The sequence below is a fragment of the Micromonospora craniellae genome, from assembly GCF_014764405.1.
Lineage (GTDB): Bacteria > Actinomycetota > Actinomycetes > Mycobacteriales > Micromonosporaceae > Micromonospora > Micromonospora craniellae.
Genome location: NZ_CP061725.1, coordinates 4,440,552 through 4,462,694, shown reverse-complemented (window position 1 = coordinate 4,462,694; position 22,143 = coordinate 4,440,552). Strand labels below are relative to the sequence as shown.

At 72.7% G+C, this 22,143-nt stretch carries 23 protein-coding genes; 9 read left to right on the top strand and 14 right to left on the bottom strand.

The window, feature by feature from the left end:
• Positions 1-8 precede the first annotated feature (8 nt).
• Together ID554_RS20300 and ID554_RS20295 are read left to right on the top strand one after the other, a co-directional pair.
• Positions 9-953, top strand: a complete 945-nt coding sequence (locus tag ID554_RS20300) for a diacylglycerol/lipid kinase family protein (protein WP_117226048.1) — start codon at positions 9-11, stop codon at positions 951-953.
• Between the two features lie 443 nt (positions 954-1,396).
• Complete coding sequence (locus ID554_RS20295; RefSeq protein WP_007072794.1) at positions 1,397-1,654, top strand: WhiB family transcriptional regulator; 258 nt, start codon at positions 1,397-1,399, stop codon at positions 1,652-1,654.
• Positions 1,655-1,780: 126 nt separating this feature from the next.
• On the opposite strand, the gene ID554_RS20290 is transcribed toward ID554_RS20295, so the two are convergent.
• The 4 genes from ID554_RS20290 to ID554_RS20275 form a co-directional block, all read right to left on the bottom strand.
• Positions 1,781-2,497: a sirohydrochlorin chelatase gene (locus ID554_RS20290; RefSeq protein ID WP_117226433.1), complete on the bottom strand. Its 717-nt coding sequence runs from the start codon at positions 2,495-2,497 to the stop codon at positions 1,781-1,783.
• 62 nt (positions 2,498-2,559) lie between these two features.
• Positions 2,560-3,333, bottom strand: coding sequence for a phosphoadenylyl-sulfate reductase (locus ID554_RS20285; RefSeq protein WP_117226049.1), 774 nt, complete (start codon positions 3,331-3,333; stop codon positions 2,560-2,562).
• Positions 3,330-3,491 (bottom strand): IS1 family transposase, encoded by a 162-nt coding sequence (locus tag ID554_RS20280; RefSeq protein ID WP_117226050.1) that lies wholly within the window; start codon positions 3,489-3,491, stop codon positions 3,330-3,332. Before ID554_RS20280 ends, ID554_RS20285 begins: the two co-directional genes overlap by 4 nt.
• A gap of 13 nt (positions 3,492-3,504) precedes the next feature.
• Positions 3,505-5,217 (bottom strand): nitrite/sulfite reductase, encoded by a 1,713-nt coding sequence (locus ID554_RS20275; RefSeq protein ID WP_117226051.1) that lies wholly within the window; start codon positions 5,215-5,217, stop codon positions 3,505-3,507.
• A 333-nt stretch (positions 5,218-5,550) separates the two neighbouring features.
• Here ID554_RS20275 and ID554_RS20270 point away from each other — a divergent pair, with 333 nt between their 5' ends.
• Positions 5,551-7,206, top strand: coding sequence for a glycosyltransferase family 39 protein (locus tag ID554_RS20270; RefSeq protein ID WP_223884160.1), 1,656 nt, complete (start codon positions 5,551-5,553; stop codon positions 7,204-7,206).
• A gap of 62 nt (positions 7,207-7,268) precedes the next feature.
• Here the strand turns inward: ID554_RS20270 and ID554_RS20265 are convergent, their stop codons facing one another.
• Positions 7,269-8,834, bottom strand: a complete 1,566-nt coding sequence (locus ID554_RS20265) for a sensor histidine kinase (RefSeq protein WP_117226053.1) — start codon at positions 8,832-8,834, stop codon at positions 7,269-7,271.
• A gap of 25 nt (positions 8,835-8,859) precedes the next feature.
• Positions 8,860-9,891, bottom strand: a complete 1,032-nt coding sequence (locus ID554_RS20260; protein ID WP_117226054.1) for an SIS domain-containing protein — start codon at positions 9,889-9,891, stop codon at positions 8,860-8,862.
• A 194-nt stretch (positions 9,892-10,085) separates the two neighbouring features.
• Here ID554_RS20260 and ID554_RS20255 point away from each other — a divergent pair, with 194 nt between their 5' ends.
• On the top strand, positions 10,086-11,753 hold the full coding sequence (locus ID554_RS20255; RefSeq protein WP_117226055.1) for a tetratricopeptide repeat protein: 1,668 nt from the start codon (positions 10,086-10,088) through the stop codon (positions 11,751-11,753).
• A 75-nt stretch (positions 11,754-11,828) separates the two neighbouring features.
• Here the strand turns inward: ID554_RS20255 and ID554_RS20250 are convergent, their stop codons facing one another.
• Entirely contained in the window at positions 11,829-13,412 is a 1,584-nt protein-coding gene (locus ID554_RS20250; RefSeq protein ID WP_117226056.1) for an MDR family MFS transporter, read from the bottom strand.
• A 113-nt stretch (positions 13,413-13,525) separates the two neighbouring features.
• Between ID554_RS20250 and ID554_RS20245 the strand changes: the two genes are divergently transcribed.
• Positions 13,526-14,128: a TetR/AcrR family transcriptional regulator gene (locus tag ID554_RS20245; RefSeq protein ID WP_117226434.1), complete on the top strand. Its 603-nt coding sequence runs from the start codon at positions 13,526-13,528 to the stop codon at positions 14,126-14,128.
• 122 nt (positions 14,129-14,250) lie between these two features.
• Here the strand turns inward: ID554_RS20245 and ID554_RS20240 are convergent, their stop codons facing one another.
• Both ID554_RS20240 and ID554_RS20235 read right to left on the bottom strand, forming a co-directional pair.
• Positions 14,251-14,805, bottom strand: a complete 555-nt coding sequence (locus ID554_RS20240; RefSeq protein ID WP_117226435.1) for a GNAT family N-acetyltransferase — start codon at positions 14,803-14,805, stop codon at positions 14,251-14,253.
• A complete protein-coding gene (locus ID554_RS20235; RefSeq protein ID WP_117226057.1) occupies positions 14,805-15,020 on the bottom strand; it encodes a biotin/lipoyl-binding carrier protein in 216 nt (71 codons plus the stop codon). Before ID554_RS20235 ends, ID554_RS20240 begins: the two co-directional genes overlap by 1 nt.
• Positions 15,021-15,220: 200 nt before the next feature.
• Between ID554_RS20235 and ID554_RS33155 the strand changes: the two genes are divergently transcribed.
• Positions 15,221-15,295 (top strand): 50S ribosomal protein bL37, encoded by a 75-nt coding sequence (locus ID554_RS33155; protein ID WP_370461611.1) that lies wholly within the window; start codon positions 15,221-15,223, stop codon positions 15,293-15,295.
• Between the two features lie 98 nt (positions 15,296-15,393).
• Here ID554_RS33155 and rsrA read toward each other — a convergent pair whose 3' ends face one another.
• The 5 genes from rsrA to ID554_RS20210 form a co-directional block, all read right to left on the bottom strand.
• A complete protein-coding gene (rsrA, locus tag ID554_RS20230) occupies positions 15,394-15,681 on the bottom strand; it encodes a mycothiol system anti-sigma-R factor (RefSeq protein ID WP_117226058.1) in 288 nt (95 codons plus the stop codon).
• Position 15,682: 1 nt separating this feature from the next.
• Positions 15,683-16,492 carry a sigma-70 family RNA polymerase sigma factor gene (locus tag ID554_RS20225; protein ID WP_191088587.1) on the bottom strand — a complete coding sequence of 270 codons (810 nt, stop codon included), beginning with the start codon at positions 16,490-16,492 and terminating at the stop codon, positions 15,683-15,685.
• 261 nt (positions 16,493-16,753) lie between these two features.
• Positions 16,754-17,377 carry an alpha/beta hydrolase family protein gene (locus ID554_RS20220; protein WP_117226059.1) on the bottom strand — a complete coding sequence of 208 codons (624 nt, stop codon included), beginning with the start codon at positions 17,375-17,377 and terminating at the stop codon, positions 16,754-16,756.
• A 72-nt stretch (positions 17,378-17,449) separates the two neighbouring features.
• Positions 17,450-17,842: a WhiB family transcriptional regulator gene (locus ID554_RS20215; protein WP_117226060.1), complete on the bottom strand. Its 393-nt coding sequence runs from the start codon at positions 17,840-17,842 to the stop codon at positions 17,450-17,452.
• A gap of 195 nt (positions 17,843-18,037) precedes the next feature.
• Positions 18,038-18,748 carry an SOS response-associated peptidase gene (locus ID554_RS20210; RefSeq protein WP_117226061.1) on the bottom strand — a complete coding sequence of 237 codons (711 nt, stop codon included), beginning with the start codon at positions 18,746-18,748 and terminating at the stop codon, positions 18,038-18,040.
• Positions 18,749-18,850: 102 nt separating this feature from the next.
• Between ID554_RS20210 and aroA the strand changes: the two genes are divergently transcribed.
• The 3 genes from aroA (at position 18,851) to hisN (ending at position 22,111) form a co-directional block, all read left to right on the top strand.
• Complete coding sequence (aroA, locus tag ID554_RS20205) at positions 18,851-20,152, top strand: 3-phosphoshikimate 1-carboxyvinyltransferase (RefSeq protein ID WP_117226062.1); 1,302 nt, start codon at positions 18,851-18,853, stop codon at positions 20,150-20,152.
• Entirely contained in the window at positions 20,122-21,243 is a 1,122-nt protein-coding gene (gene rsgA / locus ID554_RS20200; protein ID WP_117226063.1) for a ribosome small subunit-dependent GTPase A, read from the top strand. Before aroA ends, rsgA begins: the two co-directional genes overlap by 31 nt.
• 64 nt (positions 21,244-21,307) lie before the next feature.
• Positions 21,308-22,111, top strand: a complete 804-nt coding sequence (gene hisN / locus ID554_RS20195; RefSeq protein WP_117226065.1) for a histidinol-phosphatase — start codon at positions 21,308-21,310, stop codon at positions 22,109-22,111.
• The last annotated feature ends 32 nt before the right edge of the window (positions 22,112-22,143 follow it).

Sequence of the window (22,143 nt, the reverse complement as noted above, 5' to 3'; positions counted from 1 at the left end):
TGCCGCCCATGCGGGCCGTCCTGCTGGTCAATCCGAAGGCCACCACCACCAGTGAACGTGCGCGGGATGTGCTCGTCCGGGCACTGCGCAGCGAGGTGGATCTCTCCGTGCGCTACACCCGGCGCCGCGGTCATGCCACGGCGTTGGCCCGGGAGTCGGCGGTGGAGGGCGTCGACGTGGTGGTCACCCTCGGTGGTGACGGCACGGTCAACGAGGTGGTCAACGGCCTGATGACGGCGACCAGCGCCGGCGGCGGGGCACCGACCGCCGAGCGGTTGCCCGCCTTGGCCACCGTGCCGGGCGGCTCCACGAACGTCTTCGCGCGGGCGTTGGGCCTGCCGAAGGAGTGGCCCGAGGCGGCCAGCATGCTCCTGGAGGGGCTGCGGTTGGGCCGGCACCGGACCATCGGCCTCGGCCGGGCCGACGACCGCTACTTCACCTTCTGCGCCGGTTTCGGGCTCGACGCGGCGGTCATCCACCGGGTCGAGGAGTCCCGCCGCCGCGGCCGCGTCTCCTCGCCGGGGCTCTACTTCCGGGCCTTCACCAAACAGATCCTGTTCGGCGCCGAGCGGCGGAACCCGGCGATCCAGATCGAGCAGCCGGGCGAGACCACGGAGGGCGATCTGGCGACCGTGATCGTCCAGAACACCGCGCCGTGGACGTTCGTCGGCGACCGGGAGGCCAACCCGAACCCGGAGGCGTCCTTCGATCTGGGCCTCGACGTGATGGCCCTTCGCCAGCTAGGCGTTGCCAGCACGACACGGACAGTGATGCAATTCCTGTCCGCCACGCCGGATCCGCATGGTCGCCAAGTTCTTCGCCGGCACGATGTAGCCGAGTTCACGCTGGTCGCGAGCCGTCCGCAGGCGTTCCAGCTCGATGGCGACTATCTTGGCGAGCGAGAAAAAGTTGGATTCGCCTCCGTTCCGGCCGCACTCAGAGTAATCTGTTAGGTCTCCGGTCCTCCGGGCGGAGCGATCGGCGCGATCCCGACACGCGACGACTGCGACACCCGGGACTCGTGCCGGAAATGTCGGCAATGTGCGCGGGACTGTACTATATTGATCCTCGGCTGTGACACGTCGGGTAGCCAGAGCCCCCTGGAACCCGGACAAATGGGTTGTGGGCTTGCTCACCGCCCGGAGTTTTTCCGAGCGCCACCCTTGACATCGCCAGAGTTCGTGAAAGTATTCACAAGCAAACTTGAGTTACCGGGACATTGCCTGGATATGCTCGGCAGGTTGAGCCGTTCCAGCAGGTCCCCCGGGCCAACAGCCTGCTCACGCACTGCCGAATTGACGGACGCGAACCGTCACCATCGGCAATGCGGATGCATATAGGAAAAGCACGAACAAGCAACATCTGCCACCCATCCAGAATGAGGAGTGTTGCCGCCATGGACTGGCGTCACCATGCTGTCTGCCGCGACGAGGACCCGGAACTGTTCTTCCCGATCGGGACGTCCGGTCCGGCTCTCCTGCAGGTCGAGCAGGCCAAGGCCGTCTGCCGGCGCTGCTCCGTGACCGACCAGTGCCTGCAGTGGGCGCTGGAGTCCGGTCAGGACGCTGGCGTCTGGGGCGGGATGAGCGAGGAGGAGCGGCGCGCCGTCAAGCGTCGCGGCGGCCTCCGGGTGCTGCGCGCTCACTCCGCCTGACCACAACCACACCGAAGCGAGACGCCCCGGCCGGGCTCAGCCCGCCGGGGCGTTCTGCTGCCCACACGCACCAGATGTAAGGAAGGGACCCTTCCTATACACCAGGCGTTAGTAGGGGACCCTTCCTTACACACGGGCGACGGCCACCCGGTCCAGCACCAGCTCCACCAACTCCGGCGCGTCGGTCAACGGCGCCGCCACCGCCACCGCGCCGGCCTCCCGCGCCGCCACCGCCACCGCGTCGTGGAACAACCCGGGTGCCAGGAGGTACGCCGCCACGGCGACCCGCCGCGCGCCGCGCGTACGCAGCCTGGCCACCGCCGCGCCGACGGCCGGTGGCGCCGCCGAGGCGTACGAGACGCGGGTCGGGGTGCCCAGGGCGACACCGAGGGCCCGGGCCACCCGGCCGACCGAGGCACGAGCAGAGGCGTCCCGGGTGCCCGCCGCCGCCAACACCACGGCGTCGAACCGGCCCGGTTCCGCCTCGTCCAGCCGCCGTCGCAGCGCGGCCAGCAGTGCCCCGTCCACGTGGTGACCGACCGGGCCGAGCACGTCGGTGACCGCCACCCCGATCGGCGGGTCGGACTCCTCGGCGGCCGCCACCGCGGCCGGGATGTCCACCCGCCGGTGGTACGCGGCGGTCAGCAACAGCGGCACCAGGATCGCCCGGGAGTGCCCGGCGACGGCCAGCCCACGCAACGCCTCGGTCGGACCTGGCTCGGTGTGGTCGAGCCAACTCGCCAGCACCGGTGGACCGGGGCGGGCCGTCGACACGGCCCGGGCCAACGCCCGGGTCGCCTCGGCGGCCCGTGGATCGCGGCTGCCGTGGGCGACCAGGAGCAGCGGGTCCCGCCCCGACCGTGGGCCGACACGGGTCGGGCCGCTGCCGGTTCCCGCCGCCTCGGTCAGAGGTGCAGTCCGCACTCGGTCTTCTCGAACATGGCCCAACGGCCGGCGCGCGGGTCCTCCCCGGCCGAGGTCCGGCGGGTGCACGGCCAGCAGCCGACAGAGCCGTAACCGCGCCGGAACAGCTCGTTGACCGGCACCTTCCAGCGCGCGATGTACGCGTCGACGTCCGCCTGGCTCCAGGCCGCGATCGGGTTGACCTTCACCCGGCCCCGGCGCGGGTCGAACGCCACCACGGGCGTGTTGGCCCGGGTCGGCGACTCGTCGCGGCGCAGCCCGGCGGCCCACGCCTCATAACCGGACAGGGCCCGCTCCAGCGGCTCCACCTTGCGCAACCGGCAGCACTCGTCCGGTGACCTGTTGAACAGCCGTGGCCCGTACTCGCCGTCCTGCTGGCCGACGGTGAGCCGGGGCCGGATCGACCGGACGTTCACCGGCAGGGTGCGGGCGACCTCGTCGCGGACAGCGAGGGTCTCTGGGAAGTGCAGGCCGGTGTCGAGAAAGACCACGTCCACCCCGGGCGCGACCCGGGAGACGAGGTGGGCGAGCACCGCGTCCGCCATCGAACTGGTCACGCAGAACCGGTCGCCGAAGGTCTCTGCGGCCCACCGGGCGATCTCCAGTGCGGGCGCGCCCTCCAACTCCCGGCCCGCCCGGTCGGCCAGTTCCCGCAACTGCTCGGGGCTGCGACGGGCCGGGTCGGCCGACGCGACGGCCGGGGCGGGTGCGGTGTCGACCAGTCCCAGACCGGCGGCGGAGATCAGCGCGCTCACCGCTTCACCGCCTGGGAGAGCAGGCCGGTGAAGCGGACCGTGAACACCCGGGCGCAGCCGTGGCACTCCCAGGCGCCGTGCCCGGTCTCGCTCGGCCGCAGGTCCTCCTCACCGCAGTACGGGCAGTACAACGGCGCGGCACGGGTCTCGCTGCTCATCGCGTCACCTCGCTCATCGCAGTAGTTCCTCGTCGGCCCTGATCACCCAGTTGGCGAACGTCTCGCTCTCGGTCCGGCCGGCCAGGTAGCGCCGGGCCAGCCGTTCCACGTACTCGGGAAGCTCGTCGGCGGTCGTCTTCAGGCCGCGCAGCTTGCGGCCGAACCCGGCGGTCTGGCCCTCGGCCATGCCCAGCCCGCCGCCGAGGTGCACCTGGAAGCCCTCCACCTGCTGGCCGTCCGGCCCGGTCACCAGTTGGCCCTTCAGCCCGATGTCGGCGACCTGGGTGCGGGCGCAGGCGTTCGGGCAGCCGTTGATGTGGATGGAGATGTCCGCGTCGAAGTCACGCAGACGCTGCTCCAGCCGGGCCACCAGTTCCTCGCCGCGGGCCTTGGTCTCGACGATGGCGAGCTTGCAGTACTCGATGCCGGTGCACGCCATGGTGCCGCGCCGCCAGCTCGACGGGTGGGCCTCCAGACCGATCCCGCGCAGCGCGGTGACCAGCGAGTCGGTCCGCTCCGGCGGGACGTCGAGGACCAGCAGCTTCTGGTACGGGGTAAGGCTCACCCGGCCGCTGCCGTGCGCCTGGACCACGTCCGCGAGCTGGGCGAGCTGGGTGCCGGAGACCCGCCCGACCACCGGGGTGGCGCCGACGTAGTTACGACCGTCCCGCTGGGCGTGCACGCCGATGTGGTCGACCGGCCGTTCCGGCAGCTCCGGGGCCGGGCCGTCGAGCAGCGTCCGGCCGAGGTACTCCTTCTCCAGCACCTCGCGGAACTTGGTCACCCCCCAGTCGGCCACCAGGAACTTCAACCGGGCGCGGTGGCGCAGCCGGCGGTACCCGTAGTCGCGGAAGATGCCGACCACACCGACCCAGACGTCCGGCACCTCGTTCAGCGGCACCCAGACGCCGAGCCGCTGGGCCAGCATCGGGTTGGTGGACAGCCCGCCGCCGACCCACAGGTCGAAGCCGGGGCCGTGCTCGGGATGGTCGACGCCGAGGAAGGCGATGTCGTTGGCCTGGTACGGGGTGTCCACCAGCCAGGAGATCGACGACTTGAACTTGCGGGGCAGGTTGGAGTACGCCCGGTCGCCGACGTACCGCCGGACGATCTCGTCGATCGCCGGGGTGGCGTCGATCCGCTCGTCCGCAGCGACACCGGCCACAGGGCTGCCCAGCACGATGCGGGGACAGTCACCGCACGCCTCGGTGGTCTGCAGGCCGACGGCCTCCAGCCGACGCCAGATCTCGGGCATGTCCTCGACCCGGATCCAGTGGTACTGGATGTTCTGCCGGTCGGTGATGTCGGCGGTGTCGCGGGCGAACTCCCGGGAGATCTCCGCGATGGTGCGCAGCTGCGCCAGGTCGAGCTGACCGCCGTCCACCCGCACCCGGAGCATGAAGTACTCGTCTTCCAGCTCGTGCGGCTCCAGCACGGCGGTACGTCCGCCGTCGATGCCCGCCTTGCGCTGGGTGTAGAGGCCCCACCAGCGGAACCGGCCGCGCAGGTCTGCCGGGTCGATCGAGGCGAAGCCCTGGTGGGCGTAGATGTTCTCGATCCGCTCCCGCACGTTGAGCGGGTTGTCGTCCTTCTTGCTGCGCTCGTTGGGGTTGAGCGGCTCGCGGTATCCGAGCGCCCACTGGCCCTCGCCGCGGGGGCGGCGGGGAGCCCGCGCGGGGCGCGCCGTGGGGTCCCCGGGTCGGGCCGGAATCTCGCTGACCGCCATCGCGGCGTCCTCCGTTGTCTGCTGTGCCTCGGCTGGGTACGCGGACGCGATCGGCTCCCGGAAAGGGGCCGTGGACGGCGATGTCGAGAACGGCCGGCGCGTCAGGTGCCCGAGGCAGGGTGGTCGGGCGTCGTCAGTGGGCCGGACAGATGGCGCTGCGTACGCGGCCGTAATCGACGTGGCGGCGAGCCACGAAGCGGCGCACGACGGCGGCAGTCATGAACGTCATGTTGCCACACCGGGTATGGGCTGGCCAATGACTGCGTGCCGCATCCCACATCACGGGCGGTCGCTGCCGCCACTCGGAGCGCGATCATGTGGCAGGCTCGCGATGTGGGGTATTTGTCCGATAAGTCGGTCCCGGCTGCCGGAACCGGCGTCCGGCTCAGCGGGCTACGCCTGCGCGGACTGCCGGTGTGGCTGCTCCCGACGGGCCTGACCCTGCTGGTGACGCTGGCCGGGCTGGACTCCGCCCAGCCGTGGCGGGACGAGCTGGCCACCTGGAGCGCCGCCACCCGGCCGGTGACCGACCTGCTCCGGCTGACCGGCACCATCGACGCCGCCGCCGCGCCCTACTACCTGCTCGTCCACGCCTGGACGGCGGTGGCCGGCGACTCGGTGGCCGCGCTGCGCCTGCCGTCCGCACTGGCCATGGCGGCGGCGGCCGGCCTGACCGCCACGCTCGGCCGGCGGCTGTGGGACGCCCGGGTCGGCACCCTCGCCGGGCTGCTGTTCGCGGTCCTGCCCAGCACCTCCCGCTACGGCCAGGAGGCCCGCCCGTACGCCCTGGCCACCGCCCTCGCCGTGGGGAGCACCCTGCTGCTCGTCGACGCGCTGCACCGGCCCGCTCCACGCCGCTGGGCCGGGTACGCCGTGACGACCGCCGCCCTCGGGCTCACCCACCTCGTCGCCCTCACGCTGCTCGCCGCGCACGCCGTCGCCGTGCTCACCGCCGCACCCCGCACCGCTTCACCGGGCGCCACCACACCGCCCGCCGCCCCGGAGCCCCCGGACCGGCCCCCCACCCCGGGCACCGCAGCACCGGGCACGGCCGACCCGGCGTCACCGGCCCCGGACCCCAGCCCCGCGACCGGAGGCGGCATCCGGGCCGGCGAGGGGCGGCGGCGGTTCCGGCGGCGGGTGGTGTGGGGGTGGGCGTTCGCGTTGGTGCCGGTGTTCACGGCGGTCGCCCCGTTGGCGCTGCGGGCCCGGGGACAGCGGGCCCGGCAACTGGACTGGGTGGACGCCGCCCGCCCCGGGGACCTGGCGGCGCTGCCCGGCGGGGTGGTGCAGAGCGGGGTGGTCGGCGGTCTCCTGATCGGACTCGCCGCACTCGGTACGGTCCGGACCGGTCGGCGGGCACTGCTGCCGGCCAGTTGCGTGCTGCTCCCCGTACTGCTGCTCTTCCTCGCCGGATCGGTCGTCCCGCTCTGGGTGCCCCGCTATCTCGTCTTCGTGGTGCCTTTCGGCTGCCTGCTGGCCGGTGCCGCACTGCGTACGGTCCGGGCCCCCGGTGCGCTCGCCGTGGTGGCCCTGGCCGCGCTGCTCGGCCTGCCGGACCAGGCCGCTCTGCGGCGTACCCACGAGTGGCCCCGCAGCGCCACGGTCGACTACCAGGGCGCGGCCCAGATCGTGGCCGACGGTCGGCGTCCCGGCGACGCGGTCGTCTACTCCCCCCGGGAGAGCTGGCTCTTCCTCGACCTGGGCCTGCGCTACCACCTGGGCGAGCGGATCCCCCGGGACGTGCTGGCGGTGGCCGACCCACGGCGCCGGGGCGACCTGTGGGCCACCGAGTGCGACCGACCGACGGCGTGCCTGGCCGGCGTGGACCGGATCTGGTTGGTGGTCGCCGGCCGATCCGACGACCCGCTGACCGCCGTACCCGGCGCCAAGGGCGACGCGCTGCGGACCGGCTGGACCGTCACCCGGGTCTGGCCCCGCCCCGGCCTCACCGTCGCCCTGCTCACCGCCGACGGACGAGCGCGCTGACTCCACCGGGCCGGCCGCCGGAGGCGATCTGCCGCCAGGGCACGGTCAACGCCAGGGCACGGTCAGCCGCCGGGGCGTTCGGGGGCGCTGCGGGCCAGCGGGACGATCAGGACCGCCTCGGTGCCGCCCCCGGCGCCGGGCCGCAGCTCGATGCTGCCCCGCAGCTCCCCGGTGACCAGGGCCCGGACGATCTGCAGGCCGAGCTTGCTTGCGCCGGAGGCGTCGAAGTCGTCCGGCAGCCCCCGACCGTTGTCAGCGACCGTGACGTGCAGCATCTTGCGGGCCCGGTGCGCCGACACCACCACCTCGGGCGCGTCGACGTCGGGGTGGCCCGGCAGCTCCGGCTCGACTCCGTCCTCGGCCTCACCGACCGATGGGAAGCCGTGCTCGACGGCGTTGAGCAGCAGTTCGTTGAGCACCATCACCAGCGAGGTGGCGATCTCGGCCGGCAGGATGCCGAAGCTGCCCTTGCGCCGCATCCCAACGCTCACCTCGGTCGCCGCCACCTCGGTCGCCGCGCTGGCCACCCGGTCGACGATCCCGTCGAACTCGACCGCCTCGTCACTGGACATGGAGAGCGTCTCGTGCACCAACGCGATCGAGGCGACCCGGCGTACCGACTCCTCCAGGGCGACCCGCGCCTCCGGAATGCCGACCCGGCGGGCCTGGAGGCGCAGCAGCGCCGCGACGGTCTGGAGGTTGTTCTTCACCCGGTGGTGGATCTCCCGGATGGTGGCGTCCTTGGTGATCAGGGCGCGGTCCCGGCGGCGTACCTCGGTGATGTCCCGGACCAGGACCAGCGCGCCGATCGGCACTCCGGCGGGCATCAGCGGCAGGGCCCGGGTGAGCATGGTCGCGCCCCGGGCGTCGATCTCGCGTCGGGGCGGCGCCTCGCCGCGCAGCGCGGCGAGGATGCCGTTGCCGGCCTCGGTCCCCTCCAGCGGGTCGTTGGCCAGTCGGCGGTGCAGCGCCGCGAGATCCTCGCCCACGAGGTGGGAGGCGTAGCCCAACCGGCGGTACGCGGACTGCGCGTTCGGACTGGCGTAGGTGACCTTGCCCCCGGCGTCCAGCCGGACCAGTCCGTCACCGACCCGGGGCGCCGAGGTGGTCTCGCCAGGGTGCCGGGGCGGCGGGAACGTGCCGTCGGCGATCATCTGCGCCAGGTCGTCGGCCGTGGTCAGGTAGTTCAACTCCAGCTGGCTGGGGGTACGGGCGGTGGACAGGTTGGTGTCCCGCCCCACCACGGCGATCACCTCGTCGGACTCCCCGTCGGCGGCTCGCAGCCGGACCGGGATCGCCTCGTGTCGGGCGGGCACGTCGCCGTACCAGACCGGATCGCCCTCCCGCCAGATCCGGCCCTGTCCGTAGGCGACGTCCAGGTGCGCCACCTCCGGGCCGCCGACGATGCGTCCCACCTGGTCGTCCTGGTACGCGGTGGGCGCGGTGGTCGGGCGGACCTGGGCCACGCAGAGGAAGCTCCCCTCACCGTCCACCGGGACCCAGAGCAGCAGGTCGGCGAAGGACAGGTCGGACAGCAACTGCCAGTCACCGGCGATGCGGTGCAGGTGGTCGATGTCGCCCGGACGCAGGCGGGTGTGCTCCTCGGCGAGATCGCGCAGCGTTGACACGCCGACCAGCGTGCCACGCCGAGGGTCACCTCGTCGCGGTGACCTTCTTCAGGCCCCGTGGCGCGTCCGGGTCCTCGCCCCGGGTCAGCGCGAGGGCCAGCGCCAGCCGTTGCAGCGGCAGGATGTCCAGCAGCGGGGCGTAGCGCTCGTCGACCTCGGGCACGCCGAGCCGGGTAGCCCCCTCGACCTCGGCGGAGCCGACCACGACCACGTCGGCCCGACGCTCGCCGAGCCGGGGCAGCACCTCGCGCATCGCCTGCCCGCCCGGCCCGGAGCCGACCACGGCCAGCACCGGCACGTCCGGGTCGGTCATCGCGAGCGGGCCGTGCAGCAGGTCGGCGCCGGAGAAGGCCAGCGCCGGCAGGTACGACGTCTCCATCAGCTTGAGCGCGGCCTCCCGGGCGGTCGGGTACGCGTACCCCCGGCCGGTGGTGACCAGTTGGGCGGCGAACCGGTAGCGGGGGGCGAGCTGGGTCGCGGTCGGGTCGGCCAGGGTACGGGCGGCCAGTTCGGGCAGCGCGGCCAGGGTCTTCCGCTCCTCGGCCGGCAGGGTGCCGTCGCCGGACCGGATCCCCTCGACCAGCATCAGCAGGGCGAGCAGTTCGGCGGTGTACGTCTTGGTCGCCGCCACCGCCCGCTCGTGCCCGGCGGCGAGGTCGACGGAGAGTTCGGCGGCCTGGGCCAGCGGCGAGTCCGGCGCGTTGGTGACCGCGAGGGTGAGGGCGCCGGAGTCCCGGGCGGCCCGGAGCACCTCGGTCAGGTCGGGTGAGCCGCCGCTCTGGCTGACGCCGACGACCAGGGCGTCGGAGAGGTCCGGCCGGGCGCCGAAGAGGGTGACGGCGCTCGGCGAGGCGAGCCCGGCCGGCAGGCCGAGCCGGATCTCGGCGAGGTACGCCCCGTACAGCGCGGCGTGGTCGGAGGTGCCCCGCGCGGTGAACACCACGTGCCGGGGCCGGCGCTCGGCGACGGCCGCGGCGACCCGGGCGATCGGTGCGGCGTACTCGGCGGAGAGCAGTCGCGCGTAGCCGGCCGGCTGCTCGTCGATGTCGGCGGTCATGCCGCTTCCTGGGCGCGTCACGCGAACTCCTCCCCTGCGCGGTTACCGCGCACTTGATGCTCAGTCTTGCAGGTTTCTTCACGTAAGAGCAACAGAACGCGCAGTACCGCGCATTGGATCACCAAAACTGGGTGCCGTCACCTACGCTGACCCGACCTCACCGCGCAACCCGTACCTACCACCGAGAGGACGACGTGGCCGAGGGAACCGACGATCGGGCGTTGCCGGCGACGGAGGAACTGGCCCTGGCCCGGCAGGCCCTGGACTCCGGCGACCTGGCACACGCGGCTGACCATGTCGCGGCCGCGCTGGCCCGGGCACCGACGCTGCCCGAGGTACACGAGACCCTCGCCCGGCTGGCCGCCGCCGGCGGTGACGACGCGGTGCGACTCTTCCCCCTGCAACACCACACCTTCATCGGCGCGGTCGTCGCCCGGGCACACCTGCTCGCCGCCGCCGGCCGCCCGGCCGAAGGGCTCGACCTGCTGGTGGCCGCCACCGCGCACGCACCGGGCGCGGACTGGGCCGGAGTGCCCTGGGTCACCTCGCCCGAACTGGCCGAACGCCTCGGACCGGACCAGGCGGCCCGGGTCCTGATGCAGGTCTGCGCCGCCGCGCCCGACCCGGTGCCCGCGTCCGACCGGGCCGCCCTGGCGGCCTACCTGACGCTGGCCCGCAACGCGGTCACCGTCCACCCCGAACACGGGCTGCTGCTGGGCACGGCCTCCGCGCTGGCCCGGCGGGTGGGCGAGGTGCCGCTCGCGGTCCGTTGGGCCGCCCGGGGCGTACGCGCCGCACCGTCCAAGATCGGCGAGGTCTGGCTCGGGTACGCGCTGCGCAGCGCGGGCCGTACCCGGGAGGCGCTCGCCGCGCTGCGCCGCGCCGTCGACCACGATCCGGACGACCTCGCCGTGTACGCCGACATCGCCGGCACGCTGGCCGACCACGGCCGGCTGGACGAGGCGCTGGTCTGGATCGAGCGGGCGTTGACCCGCAACCCGTCCTTCGACTGCGCGGTACACACCGCCCACCGGCTGCGGTTCCAGCGCGACGCCGACGTACGCCATCTGGTCGCGCTGGCCGACTTCGCCCGCGACCATCCCGACGACTCCCACGAGCACGGTGACCTAGCCGAATGCTGTCGGGGCCGGCCCTGGTTGGGACAGGTGACCCCGGTCGCGTCGCCCCCGGAGGGCACCCGGCAGCCGGCCACCGCCCCGGACGAGGCGCGCCCGACACCGCCCCCGCCCTCGGCGGACGCGGCCCGGCGGCTGCGGCAGGTCGCCCACCCCGCCTGGCCCCACCCACCGGCTGCGTACGACACGGCGGTCGGGCTGGCCACGCTCGACCTGCCCGACCTGCTCGGCCTGCTGGCCCACCCACCCGAGGCCCCGCCGACCGCGCTGGGCCGGGTGCTCGCCGGACAGGACCCGGCGTTGTGGGTGCGCTGCGTGCAGGTGTGGGCCTGCCTCGGCCTGCTGCACCACCGCACCGACGAGCCGTGGGCCGCCTCGACACGACGGCGGGTGCTGACCGAGTTGACCGACACCGAGGAGGTCACCGAGGCGGCCCTGTTCGCGCTGGTCACCGCCGCCTGGGTGGACCCGTCGGTCCGACCCGACGTGGCCGGGCTGGTCGCCGCCCGACTGGCCACGGTGGCCGAGGCGACCCGGCAGGGGCCGGTGGCGATGGCCGCCTCCGTGGCCCACCTGGCGCTGGCCACCCCGGATCTCGACCCGGGCAGCGTCACCGTGGCGCGCACCCTGGCCGGCGCCCCCGGCGGTGGGCACCGTTCTCCGCTCCGCGCCCTGCTGAGCCGGCTGCTGCGGCCGTTCCGGCCCCGCCTCCCCGGCCCACCCTGACCTACCGCATCTCGCGCCCACGGATGTAAGGAAGGGTCCCCTGCTATGCACGAGGCGTTAGCAGGGGACCCTTCCTTACATCCCGGACGGGGAGCGGGCGAGGGCGGTTTCGGCCTGTTCCTCGGGAGTGCCGGTCGGTTCGTTGCTGGTGCGCAGCGGAATCTCCCGGACGAACCAGGCGAGCACCGGCACCAGCACGGCGAAGAGCACCGCCCATCCGAAGACGTGCGAGATCGCGTCGGCCAGCCCACCGAGCACCGCCTCGCGGGCCTGCGCCGGCAGATCCCGGAGCTGTTCGATGTTCATCGCGGCCCCGGCCTCGCCGCCGCCGCTGAAGGCGCCACCGGCGGCGGTACCGGCCAGCCGGTTGGCGAAGATCGCGCCGAACAGCGAGATGCCGAACGACCCGCCGATGGAGCGGAAGAAGGTCGCCGCGCCGCTGGCCGCGCCGAGGTCCTTCTGCTCCACGCTGTTCTGCGCGATCAGCATCGTCGTCTGCATGAGGAAGCCCATGCCGGCGCCGAGCACGATCATGTAGAACGACGACTGGACCTTGCTGGTGTGCACCTCCAGCAGGCTCAGCAGGGCGAGCCCGACGGCCATCACCGCGCCGCCGACGATCGGATAGATCCGGTAGCGACCGGTCCGGGTGATGGCCCGGCCGACGAGCAGCGACACCACCAGCATGCCGAACATCAGCGGCAGCAGGAGCAGGCCCGAGTCGGTGGCCGAGGCGCCCTGCACGGTCTGCTGGTAGAGCGGGAGGAAGTTCATCGCGCCGAACATCGCGAAGCCGAGCAGGAAGCCGATCGTCGAGATGAGGGCGAAGTTCCGGTTGGCGAACAGTCCCAGCGGCAGGATCGGCTCGGGGGCCCGCCGCTCGACGAAACCGAAGGCCACCAGCGCGGCGAGCGCCAGGCCGGCGAGGCCGAGGATCTGCGGGGAGCGCCAGGCGTACTCGTTGCCGCCCCAGGTCGTGATCAGCACGATCGCGGTGATGCCGACCGACAGCAGGGCGGCGCCGAGCCAGTCGATCCGGTGCTCCGTGCGGTACCGGGGCAGGCGCAGGGTGGCGATGAGCAGCACCAGCGCCACACCGCCGAGCGGGAGGTTGACGTAGAACGCCCAGCGCCAGGAGAGGTGGTCGGTGATGAAGCCGCCGACCAGCGGGCCGGCCACCATGGCGATGGCCATGATTCCGGCGATCATGCCCTGGTACCGGCCTCGCTCCCGGGGCGGGACCAGATCGCCGATGATCGCCATCACGCCGACCATCAGGCCACCGGCGCCGAGGCCCTGCACCGCGCGGAAGGTGATGAGCTGGACCATCCCGTCGTCGGGTCCGCCGAGGGCCGACGACCCGGCCATCCCGCAGAGCGCGGAGCCGAACAGGAAGAGCACCACGGCGGTGAGGAAGACGTTCTTGCGGCCGTACAGGTCGCCGAGCTTGCCCCAGATCGGGGTGGAGACGGTGGTGCCCAGCACGTACGCGGTGACCACCCAGGTGAAGTGGTTGAGCCCACCGAACTCGCCGACGATGCGGGGCAGCGCGGTGCTGACGATCATGTTGTCGAGCATCGCCAGCATCATGGCGATCATCAGCCCGGACAGGACGAGTCGGATGTTGGGTCGCGCGGTGACCTGTTGCTGTGGGGCCATCGGTAAGCTCTCCCCCCGAGATGTGGCGCACTTACTTGCCGACCGGCCAGCTACCTTACTAGCCGGACGGTAAGTTGGACAGCAGAAGACGGTCAACTGGATTGGTGGTGCAGGTGAGCCAGAGCACGGGCGGCACCCGGGAGCGGATCAAGGCCGTCGCGCTGGAACTCTTCACCGAGCATGGCTACGAGGCGACCTCGCTGCGTGAGGTGGCCGAACGGCTCGGTGTGACCAAGGCCGCCCTCTACTACCACTTCAAGAGCAAGGACGAGATCGTCACCAGCGTGGTCGAGGACCGCCTGGACCGAATGGACGCGCTGATCTCCTGGGGCGAGGCCCAGCCGGACACGCTGGCCACCCGCCAGACGCTGATCGAGCGGTACGCCGACGCGATGTTCAGTGGCGAGCAGCCCTCGGTGATGCGCTTCTTCGAGCAGAACCAGACGGCCCTGAAGAACCTCTCCGCCGGCCGGGAGCTGCGCGAACGGATGTTCCGGCTGGCCTCCGTGCTCTGCCGGGGGGACGACAGCGCCGGTGCCCAGCTACGGGCCGTGCTGGCCCTGTTCGCGGTGCACAGCAGTTGGTTCGCCGTCCGTACGCCGGACATCACCGACGCCGACCGCAAGCAGGTGGCGTTGGAGGTCGCCTACGAACTGCTCGCCGCGATCACCGCGAAGTCGCGCACCCCTGCCGAGCCTCCCTGCGCCGAAGAGTGACCGGCCGCGCACCGATGATCACTACACTCCGGTGATCGCCCTCGATCGCGCGGGGCTGATCGACGTGCTCCCCGGAGCGGGCCGTGATGGTGCCGGTCTCGATCGCACTCACCGCACTCGGCCTACTCCTCGCGATCGGCTGAGCCGCACCCGCTGTCGTCACGGCCCGGCGGCGCTGCGGTGAGAGCCAGGCGCAGGGCGAGCAGGTCGACGCCGGGCAACGGCGACCAGTCCTGTTCCGGTACGCGGACGAAGCCGCGCCGCTGGTAGAGCCAGTGCGCCGGCTCGGCGTGGCCGGCGCGTACGCAGATCACCAGGGCCGTGCACGCCAACTCGGTCGCCTCTGCCACGCACGCCTCGACCAGTGCGGCTCCGGCACCCCGACCCTGTGCCGCCGGATCGACCGCCAGCATCCGGAACTCCGCCTCGCCCGGCCCGCACATCTCGGCGTACCTGCTGCCCGGCAGCACGAAGGTGACCGTGCCGAGCACCTGGCCGGTGGCCGGGTCGACGGCGATCAGGATCCGGCCGTGTGCCGCCCGACCGCTGACGTCGGCGAGGACCTCGGCGTAGCCGCTCTCGCCCTTCAGCTGGCCGTCGGCCTCGTACGCCGCGACGGTCAGCCGGGCCACCGCGGCGAAGTCGGCCGGCTCGGCCGGTCGGACCAGGACGCGAATCAACCGATCACCGCGATCAGGTCACCGTCCTGCACCACGTCGCCCTCGTTGACCGCGAGCTGCTGGACGATCCCGTCGGACTCCGCGATCACCGGGATCTCCATCTTCATCGACTCCAGGATCACCAGGGTGTCCCCCTCGGACACGGTGTCCCCGGCCGACGCGACGACCTTCCAGACGTTCGCCACCATCTCGGCGCGGATCTCCTCGGCCATCTCCCGGCCCCTTCTCTCACGACTGCCTGCGCAACATCCAATCATGTGACGGTCGTCCACGGGCGGCGAGCAGCAGCCCCGGCGCGGATGCGTCGACGCCGTCGGCACTAGCATCAACGGGTCGAGCCCTGGCTCCGGGTGGGCCGGTGCGTGCCCCGGGGTCGAGGTCGAGCGCAGACGATCATCACGAGGAGGTCAGTATGGCGAAGAAGGCCCGCAAGAAGAAGGCCCGGAAGAAGAGCGCCGCCAACCACGGCAAGCGCCCCAACTCCTGACGGCGACGCTCCGGTCCCGCCCGGACCGGACAGCGAGACGCCGGTGGCCCGTACGGGCCACCGGCGTCGTCGTCTCAGGCGGGTGCGTGCCGGCTGGTTCAGTCGGCCAGTTCGCGGGACTCGGTGCTCTCGAAGACCACGATCTCGCTGAGTCGTACCCGCAGTCGCTCGCGCAGTTCGTCGGGCGCGGACTCGTTGCCGCAGCATCGGGCCACCAGCGCCTTCACCTCCTGCTCGATGCCGTACTCCCGCAGGCAGGGACCGCATTCATCGAGGTGGATACGGATCCGGGAACGTCGCTCCTGGGCGCACTCCAGATCGAGGTAGAGGTAGACCTCGGCGAGGACCTCGCGGCAGTCCGTCTCGTGCGGGTCTCCACAGCCCACGTCACACCTCCCGGCCGGTGGCAGCCCGGGCCGACGACGGCGCGGCGGAGAAGCCGCGCTCCGCGGCGTAGCCCTCGAGCAGCTTGCGCAGATTACGACGACCGCGGTGCAACCGCGACATCACGGTGCCGATCGGCGTACCCATGATGTCGGCGACCTCCTTGTAGGAGAACCCCTCGACGTCGGTCAGGTAAACCGCCAGCCGGAACTCCTCCGGCAACTGCTGGAGGGCCTCCTTGACGTCGCTGTCGGGCAGCCGGTCGAGCGCCTCCGTCTCGGCGGAGCGCAACCCGCTGGAGGTGTGCGACTCGGCCTCGGCGAGCTGCCAGTCGGTGATCTCGTCGGTGGGCGCCTGCACCGGCTGCCGCTGCCGTTTCCGGTAGGAGTTGATGTAGGTGTTGGTCAGGATCCGGTAGAGCCAGGCCTTCAGGTTCGTGCCCTGCTCGAACTGGTGGAAGGCGGCGTACGCCTTCAGGTAGGTCTCCTGGACCAGGTCCTCGGCATCCGCCGGGTTACGCGTCATTCGCAGGCCGGCCGCGTACAGCTGATCGACGAATGGCATCGCGTCCCGCTCGAACCGGGCCCTGCGCTCGTCCGTCTTCTCGGTGGTCAACCGCACATCCCCTCGGGTCGGATGCTTCCCCGCCGAGGATACGCGCACGGACCTACCGGAATACTCGGTTCCGACGGGTGTGCCCGTCGCCACCTCGGCCGGTGACACCGTCACCGACCAGTCCGGGCCCGCCAGCAACTGCCGTAGCTGCCGCACGTCCCGTTCGTCGCGTTCCCGGTTCCGGATCTCGGTCGGCACCGTTCACCCCCTCGCACAGTGGTCATCCGAGGGGTTCAACACCCACCGCGGGCCGGGGCATTCCGGATCCGGCTCCCCATCCTGGTCCCGGCCGCGCGGATGACGCGGCTGGGACCAGGAAGGGCCTGGGAGCCCGGTGTCGCCGCCCGGACCGGACGGGCGACACCATCGGATGCAACGACCCGGCGCGGCCACCGGAAACGGCGCGGGCCGCGCAGGCGTGGGCGATGCCCGCGTTCCGGGCGGGCGTCCGGCGTTCGGTCAGGTCCGCACCCAGCCGTGCTCGCGCAGCCAGTCGATCACCAGATCCGCCGTACCGGCCGGGTCGCCGCGCAGGTCGTGGCGCTGGCCCGGCCGGACCACCACGCGAACCCCCGGCCCCGGCTCGGGCACCCCGAACGGGTCCCGGTCGCCGTTGACCACAAGCGTCGGCACCTCGGTGGTCAACTCGGCTGCCCGGCTCCGCTCCGGCCGACCGGGCGGATGCAGCGGAAAGGCGAGCGCGACCACCCCGGCGGCGCCCACACCGCGCGCCGTCCGGCAGGCCACTCGCGCGCCGCTGGAGCGACCCCCCACCAGCAGCGGTACGCCCGGATGGCGCGCCCGCAGCACGGTCAGCACGGCGGTCCACGCCGCGTCGAGGTGTCCGGCCGGGGCCGGAGCACGCCGACCGGCGACCCGGTACGGCTGGGTCACCCGGGCCACCACCAGCCCGACGGCCACCGCCGCATCGCAGAACGCGAGCAGGTCCGGCGCGTCGACCCCGCCGCCTGCCCCGTGCCCGAGCACCAGGAGCGCGTGGGCCGGGCCGGGCGGCCGGGCGGTGTCCACCCGCGCCGGGCCGTACGGGGTCTCGATGAGGTCGTCGTGTGGCACGGCACCCATTCTGCGCGGCCCGGGGTCGGACGGTACGTCGCCAGACGCGGCCGTCCGACCCCGGGCCGGCCTGTTCTCGGATCAGCTCAGGGGCACCAGGGTGAGCAGTTGATCGCGTACCGGCGGACCCGCCTCGCTGGCGGCGTCCGGATCGGGTTGGACCTCGTCACGCCAGGCCACCAACATCGCCCGCCGTTCGCGGGGTGTGGTGCCACCCCACACACCGTGGCAGTCGCCCACCTCAAGTGCCCAGGCCAGACAGGAACCCTGCACGTCACAACTGTTGCAGAGCGCCACCGCCGCGTCGGCCGGCTCGTTCGGTGCCGGAAAGAACGTCTCCGGATCGACGCTCTGACATGTTCCCCTGGTGCGCCAGGCTTCGTCCTTTCGCCGCTCACGCAGCGCTTTCAGCAGTCGCGGATCACGCCGTGCGGCGGCCACCTCGTGCGGACGGGGCATACGCGCCCGTGTCATCCACCCACCTCCCCCGTGGGACCAGCAATGTCGATGAGTATCGTTCACCCGACGTGAACGACACCCACCACCGGCGCTGTGTTCTATCGCATTTACGGACGCGGGGACAAGAGTCTGCCGGGAAGTTGCCAGAAAGAGCCCTGCACCTTTCACCCGCAACTGCGGCAAATCACTCCCGACAATATGCGGGCGCAATCAGAACAGGGTCTCCTCACCGGGGCCGGGCGACCCGGGCAGCGGCACCCGGGCGGTCAACTCCGGGCCGTCGTTGCGGACGTCACCGACCGCCCGACCCACCGGGCGTACCTCCAGCCCGGCCAGCCACTGCGGCGACGGCGGGGCGAGCAGCTCCGCCGGCTCGCTCTCCACGCCCAGCCAGGCCGCCCACCGATCCGGCGGCAGCAGCAACGGCATCCGGTCGTGCACCTCGGCCAGCTCACCGAGCGCGGCGGTGGTCACCACGCTGCAGGTCAGCAGCGGATCGTCGGAACCGCCCCAGACCGACCAGATGCCGGCGAAGGCGAGCACCGAGCCGTCGCGCGGGGTCATGTAGAAGGGCTGCTTCGTGCCGTCCGGCCGACGGACCCACTCGTACCAGCCGTCGGCCGGGACCAGGGCGCGACGGCGGGCGAAGGAGGGTGCGTACGCCCGGCTGGTGGCGACCGTCTCGGCGCGAGCGTTGATCATGCGGGCGGCCCCGGCGGGCGACCGGGACCACGGCGGCACCAGCCCCCACCGGACCAGACAGAGCGCGCGGTGCCCCTCGGAGGTGACCCGGACCAGCGGCACCGGATCGGTCGGCGCCACGTTGTAGTCGGCCACCAGGGCGCCGCCGGTCTCGTCGGCGGACTCGAACAGACCGCTCAGGTCGCCGGAGCTCCGGGTCGTGGCGTACCTCCCGCACATGCCGGACACGCTAGCGCGCCACCGCCCCGTCCGGCTGTCCCGTTCACCGGGAGTGGGAAACGGCAAGGTCCGCCGCCGCCCGCCACACGGCAGAATGGAACCGTGGGGAACCTGACCGCGACCCGGCCGCTACAGCCGTGGACCGCACCGACGGCCAGCGATCCGGTGTCGGCGTCGCTGCGCCTGCCCGGATCCAAGTCGATGACCAACCGTGCCCTGGTGCTCAGCGCGCTGGCCACCGGCCCCTCGACACTGGGCACGCCGCTGCGCGCCCGGGACACCGAGTTGATGGCCGGCGGGCTGCGGGCGATGGGCGCCCACGTGTCGATCGCCGACGACGAGCGCTGGCTGGTCCGGCCGCACCCGCTGGTCGGCCCGGCCCACGTCGACATCGGCCTGGCCGGCACGATCATGCGGTTCGTACCGCCGGTCGCCGGGTTGGCCGACGGCCGGGTGACCTTCGACGGCGACCCGGCCGCCCGTACCCGGCCGTTGGGCCCGCTGATCGAGGCGCTGCGCTCGCTCGGCGTCCGCATCGACACCACCGGCGAGGGCAGCCTGCCACTGGCCGTCCTCGGCACCGGCCGGGTGACCGGCGGCGAGGTGGTGATCGACGCCTCCGCCTCCAGCCAGCTCGTCTCCGGCCTGCTGCTGGCGGCTCCCCGCTTCGACCGTGGCCTGGTCGTCCGGCACGTCGGCCCACCGGTGCCCTCCGCGCCCCACCTGCGGATGACCGTGCAGATGCTGCGCTCGGCCGGAGCGGCGGTCGACGACAGCACGCCGGACGTGTGGGTGGTCGAACCGGGCCCGCTGACCGGACGCGGCTGGCAGATCGAGCCCGACCTTTCCGGTGCCGTGCCCTTCTTCGCCGCCGCGCTGGTCACCGGCGGCGAGGTGACGCTCCAGGGCTGGCCGGGCGGCAGCGTGCAGCCTGTGGAACGACTCCGCTCGCTGTTGCAGCAGATGGGCGCGGAGGTCGCCCTCACCACCGAGGGGCTCACCGTACGCGGCACCGGGACGGTACGCGGGCTGCGTGCCGACCTCTCCGACGTCAGCGAGCTGACCCCGGCCCTGACCGCGCTGGCGATGCTCGCCGACTCCCCGTCGGTGTTCACCGGTGTCGGCCACATCCGGGGGCACGAGACCGACCGGCTGGCCGCGCTGGCCCGGGAGTTCGCCGCGCTGGGCGCGGACGTCACCGAGGCGTCCGACGGGTTGGAGATCCGCCCCCGGCCGCTGCGCGGCGGGGTGTTCCACACCTACGACGACCACCGGATGGCGCACGCCGCGGCCATCGCCGGTCTGGCCGTACCCGGTGTCGAGTTGAACGACGTGGCGTGCACCTCGAAGACCATGCCCGAGTTTCCGGCACTATGGTCGGCGATGGTGACCGGCAAGAGCTGACCGACGACGAAGGGGCGGACCTGGCGACCAGGCGACGCGAGTACGACGAGGAGGACGTCCGGGTCCGGCCCGGCAAGTCCTCGCGTCCGCGTACCCGCACCCGTCCCCGGCACGCCGACGCCCGGGACGGTTTCGTCATCGCGGTGGACCGGGGACGCTACACCTGTGTGCTGACCGGAGCCGTGCCCGACGACCCCACCGTCACCGCCATGCGCGCCCGTGAGCTGGGGCGCAAGTCGGTGGTGGTCGGTGATCGGGTGGCCCTGGTCGGCGACACCTCCGGCGCGGCCGGGGCGCTGGCCCGCATCGTCCGGATCGCGCCGCGTCACTCCGTGCTGCGGCGTACCGCCGAGGACGACGCCAGCACCGCCGAGGGGCGGCTGGAACGGGTGGTCGTCGCCAACGCCGACCAGCTCGTGATCGTCAGTGCGCTGGCCGACCCGCCGCCGCGCACCGGGTTCATCGACCGTTGCCTGGTGGCCGCGTACGACGCGGACATCGAACCGTTGCTCTGCCTGACCAAGGCCGACCTGGCCGGCCCCGAGAAGGTGCTCGACTACTACACCGAGCTGGAACTGCCGTACGTGCTGATCCGGCCGGACTCGCCGCTGGACGCCCTGCGCAGCCTGCTCGCCGGTCGGGTGTCGGTGCTCGTCGGGCACTCCGGGGTGGGCAAGTCGACGCTGGTCAACCGGCTGGTCCCGGAGGCCGACCGGGCGGTCGGCACGGTCAGTGCGATCGGCCGGGGTCGGCACACCTCGACCAGCGCGGTGGCGTTGCGGCTGCCCGCCCTGCCCGGCACGCCGGACGACCCGGGCTGGATCGTGGACACGCCGGGCGTGCGCAGCTTCGGGTTGGCGCACGTCTCGGCCGAGAGCCTGCTGCACGGTTTCCCCGACCTGGTCGAGGCCACCGTCGACTGTCCGGCCAACTGCCCGCACACCGCCGACGAGGCCGACTGCGCGCTGGACGCCTGGGTGGCACAGGGGCGGGCGGATCCGCGCCGGCTGGCCTCGTACCGCCGGTTGCTGGCCTCCCGGGCCGGCGACCTCGAACCGCGCGGCGAGGCCGAGCCGCGCGGGCACCCCTGAGCCGCGCCGGGGCCACGGCGGCCCCGACGGAGCGGCCGGGACCGGCGTCGCTACCGTGTCCGGCATGACCGGGTACGCCGACGACCTCGCTCTCGCCCACCGGCTCGCCGACGCCGCCGACGCCATCTCGGTGGCCCGGTTCCGCGCTCTCGACCTGCGGGTGGAGGCTAAGCCGGACCTCACTCCGGTCTCCGACGCGGACACCGCGGTGGAACGCGCGATCCGTGCCCTGCTGACCGAGCAGCGGCCCGACGACGGGCTGCTCGGCGAGGAGTACGGCGTGTCACCGGCGGCCGGCACCCGACAGTGGGTGGTGGACCCGATCGACGGCACCAAGAACTTCGTCCGGGGGCTGCCGATCTGGGCCACCCTGATCGCGCTGTTGGAGGACGGCCGCCCGGTCGCCGGGCTGGTCTCCGCGCCGGCCCTGGGCCGCCGCTGGTGGGCGGCGACCGGCACCGGGGCGTACGCGGGCCGGGACGTCGCCTCGGGCGAGCCGATCCGGGTCTCCGCCGTGACGGAACTGGCCGACGCCAGCTTCTGCTACTCCTCCCTCGGCGGGTGGGAGGAGGCCGGTCGGCTGGAGCCGATGCTTCAGCTGATGCGGGACACCTGGCGCAGTCGCGCCTACGGCGACTTCTACGGTTACATGCTGCTGGCCGAGGGCGCACTGGACGTCATGGTCGAACCCGAGTTGTCGCTCTGGGACGTGGCCGCATTGGTACCCATCGTCACCGAAGCGGGTGGAACCTTCACCGATCTGGCCGGTCGACCGGCCCCCGGCGGGGGCGAAAACAGCGCCGTGGCCAGCAATGGAGCGCTGCACGTCGACATCCTCGACAGGCTCGGTCGACCCGCCGCGCACTGACGTCGGGTTACCTCTATCCTCGCCAGATGGCT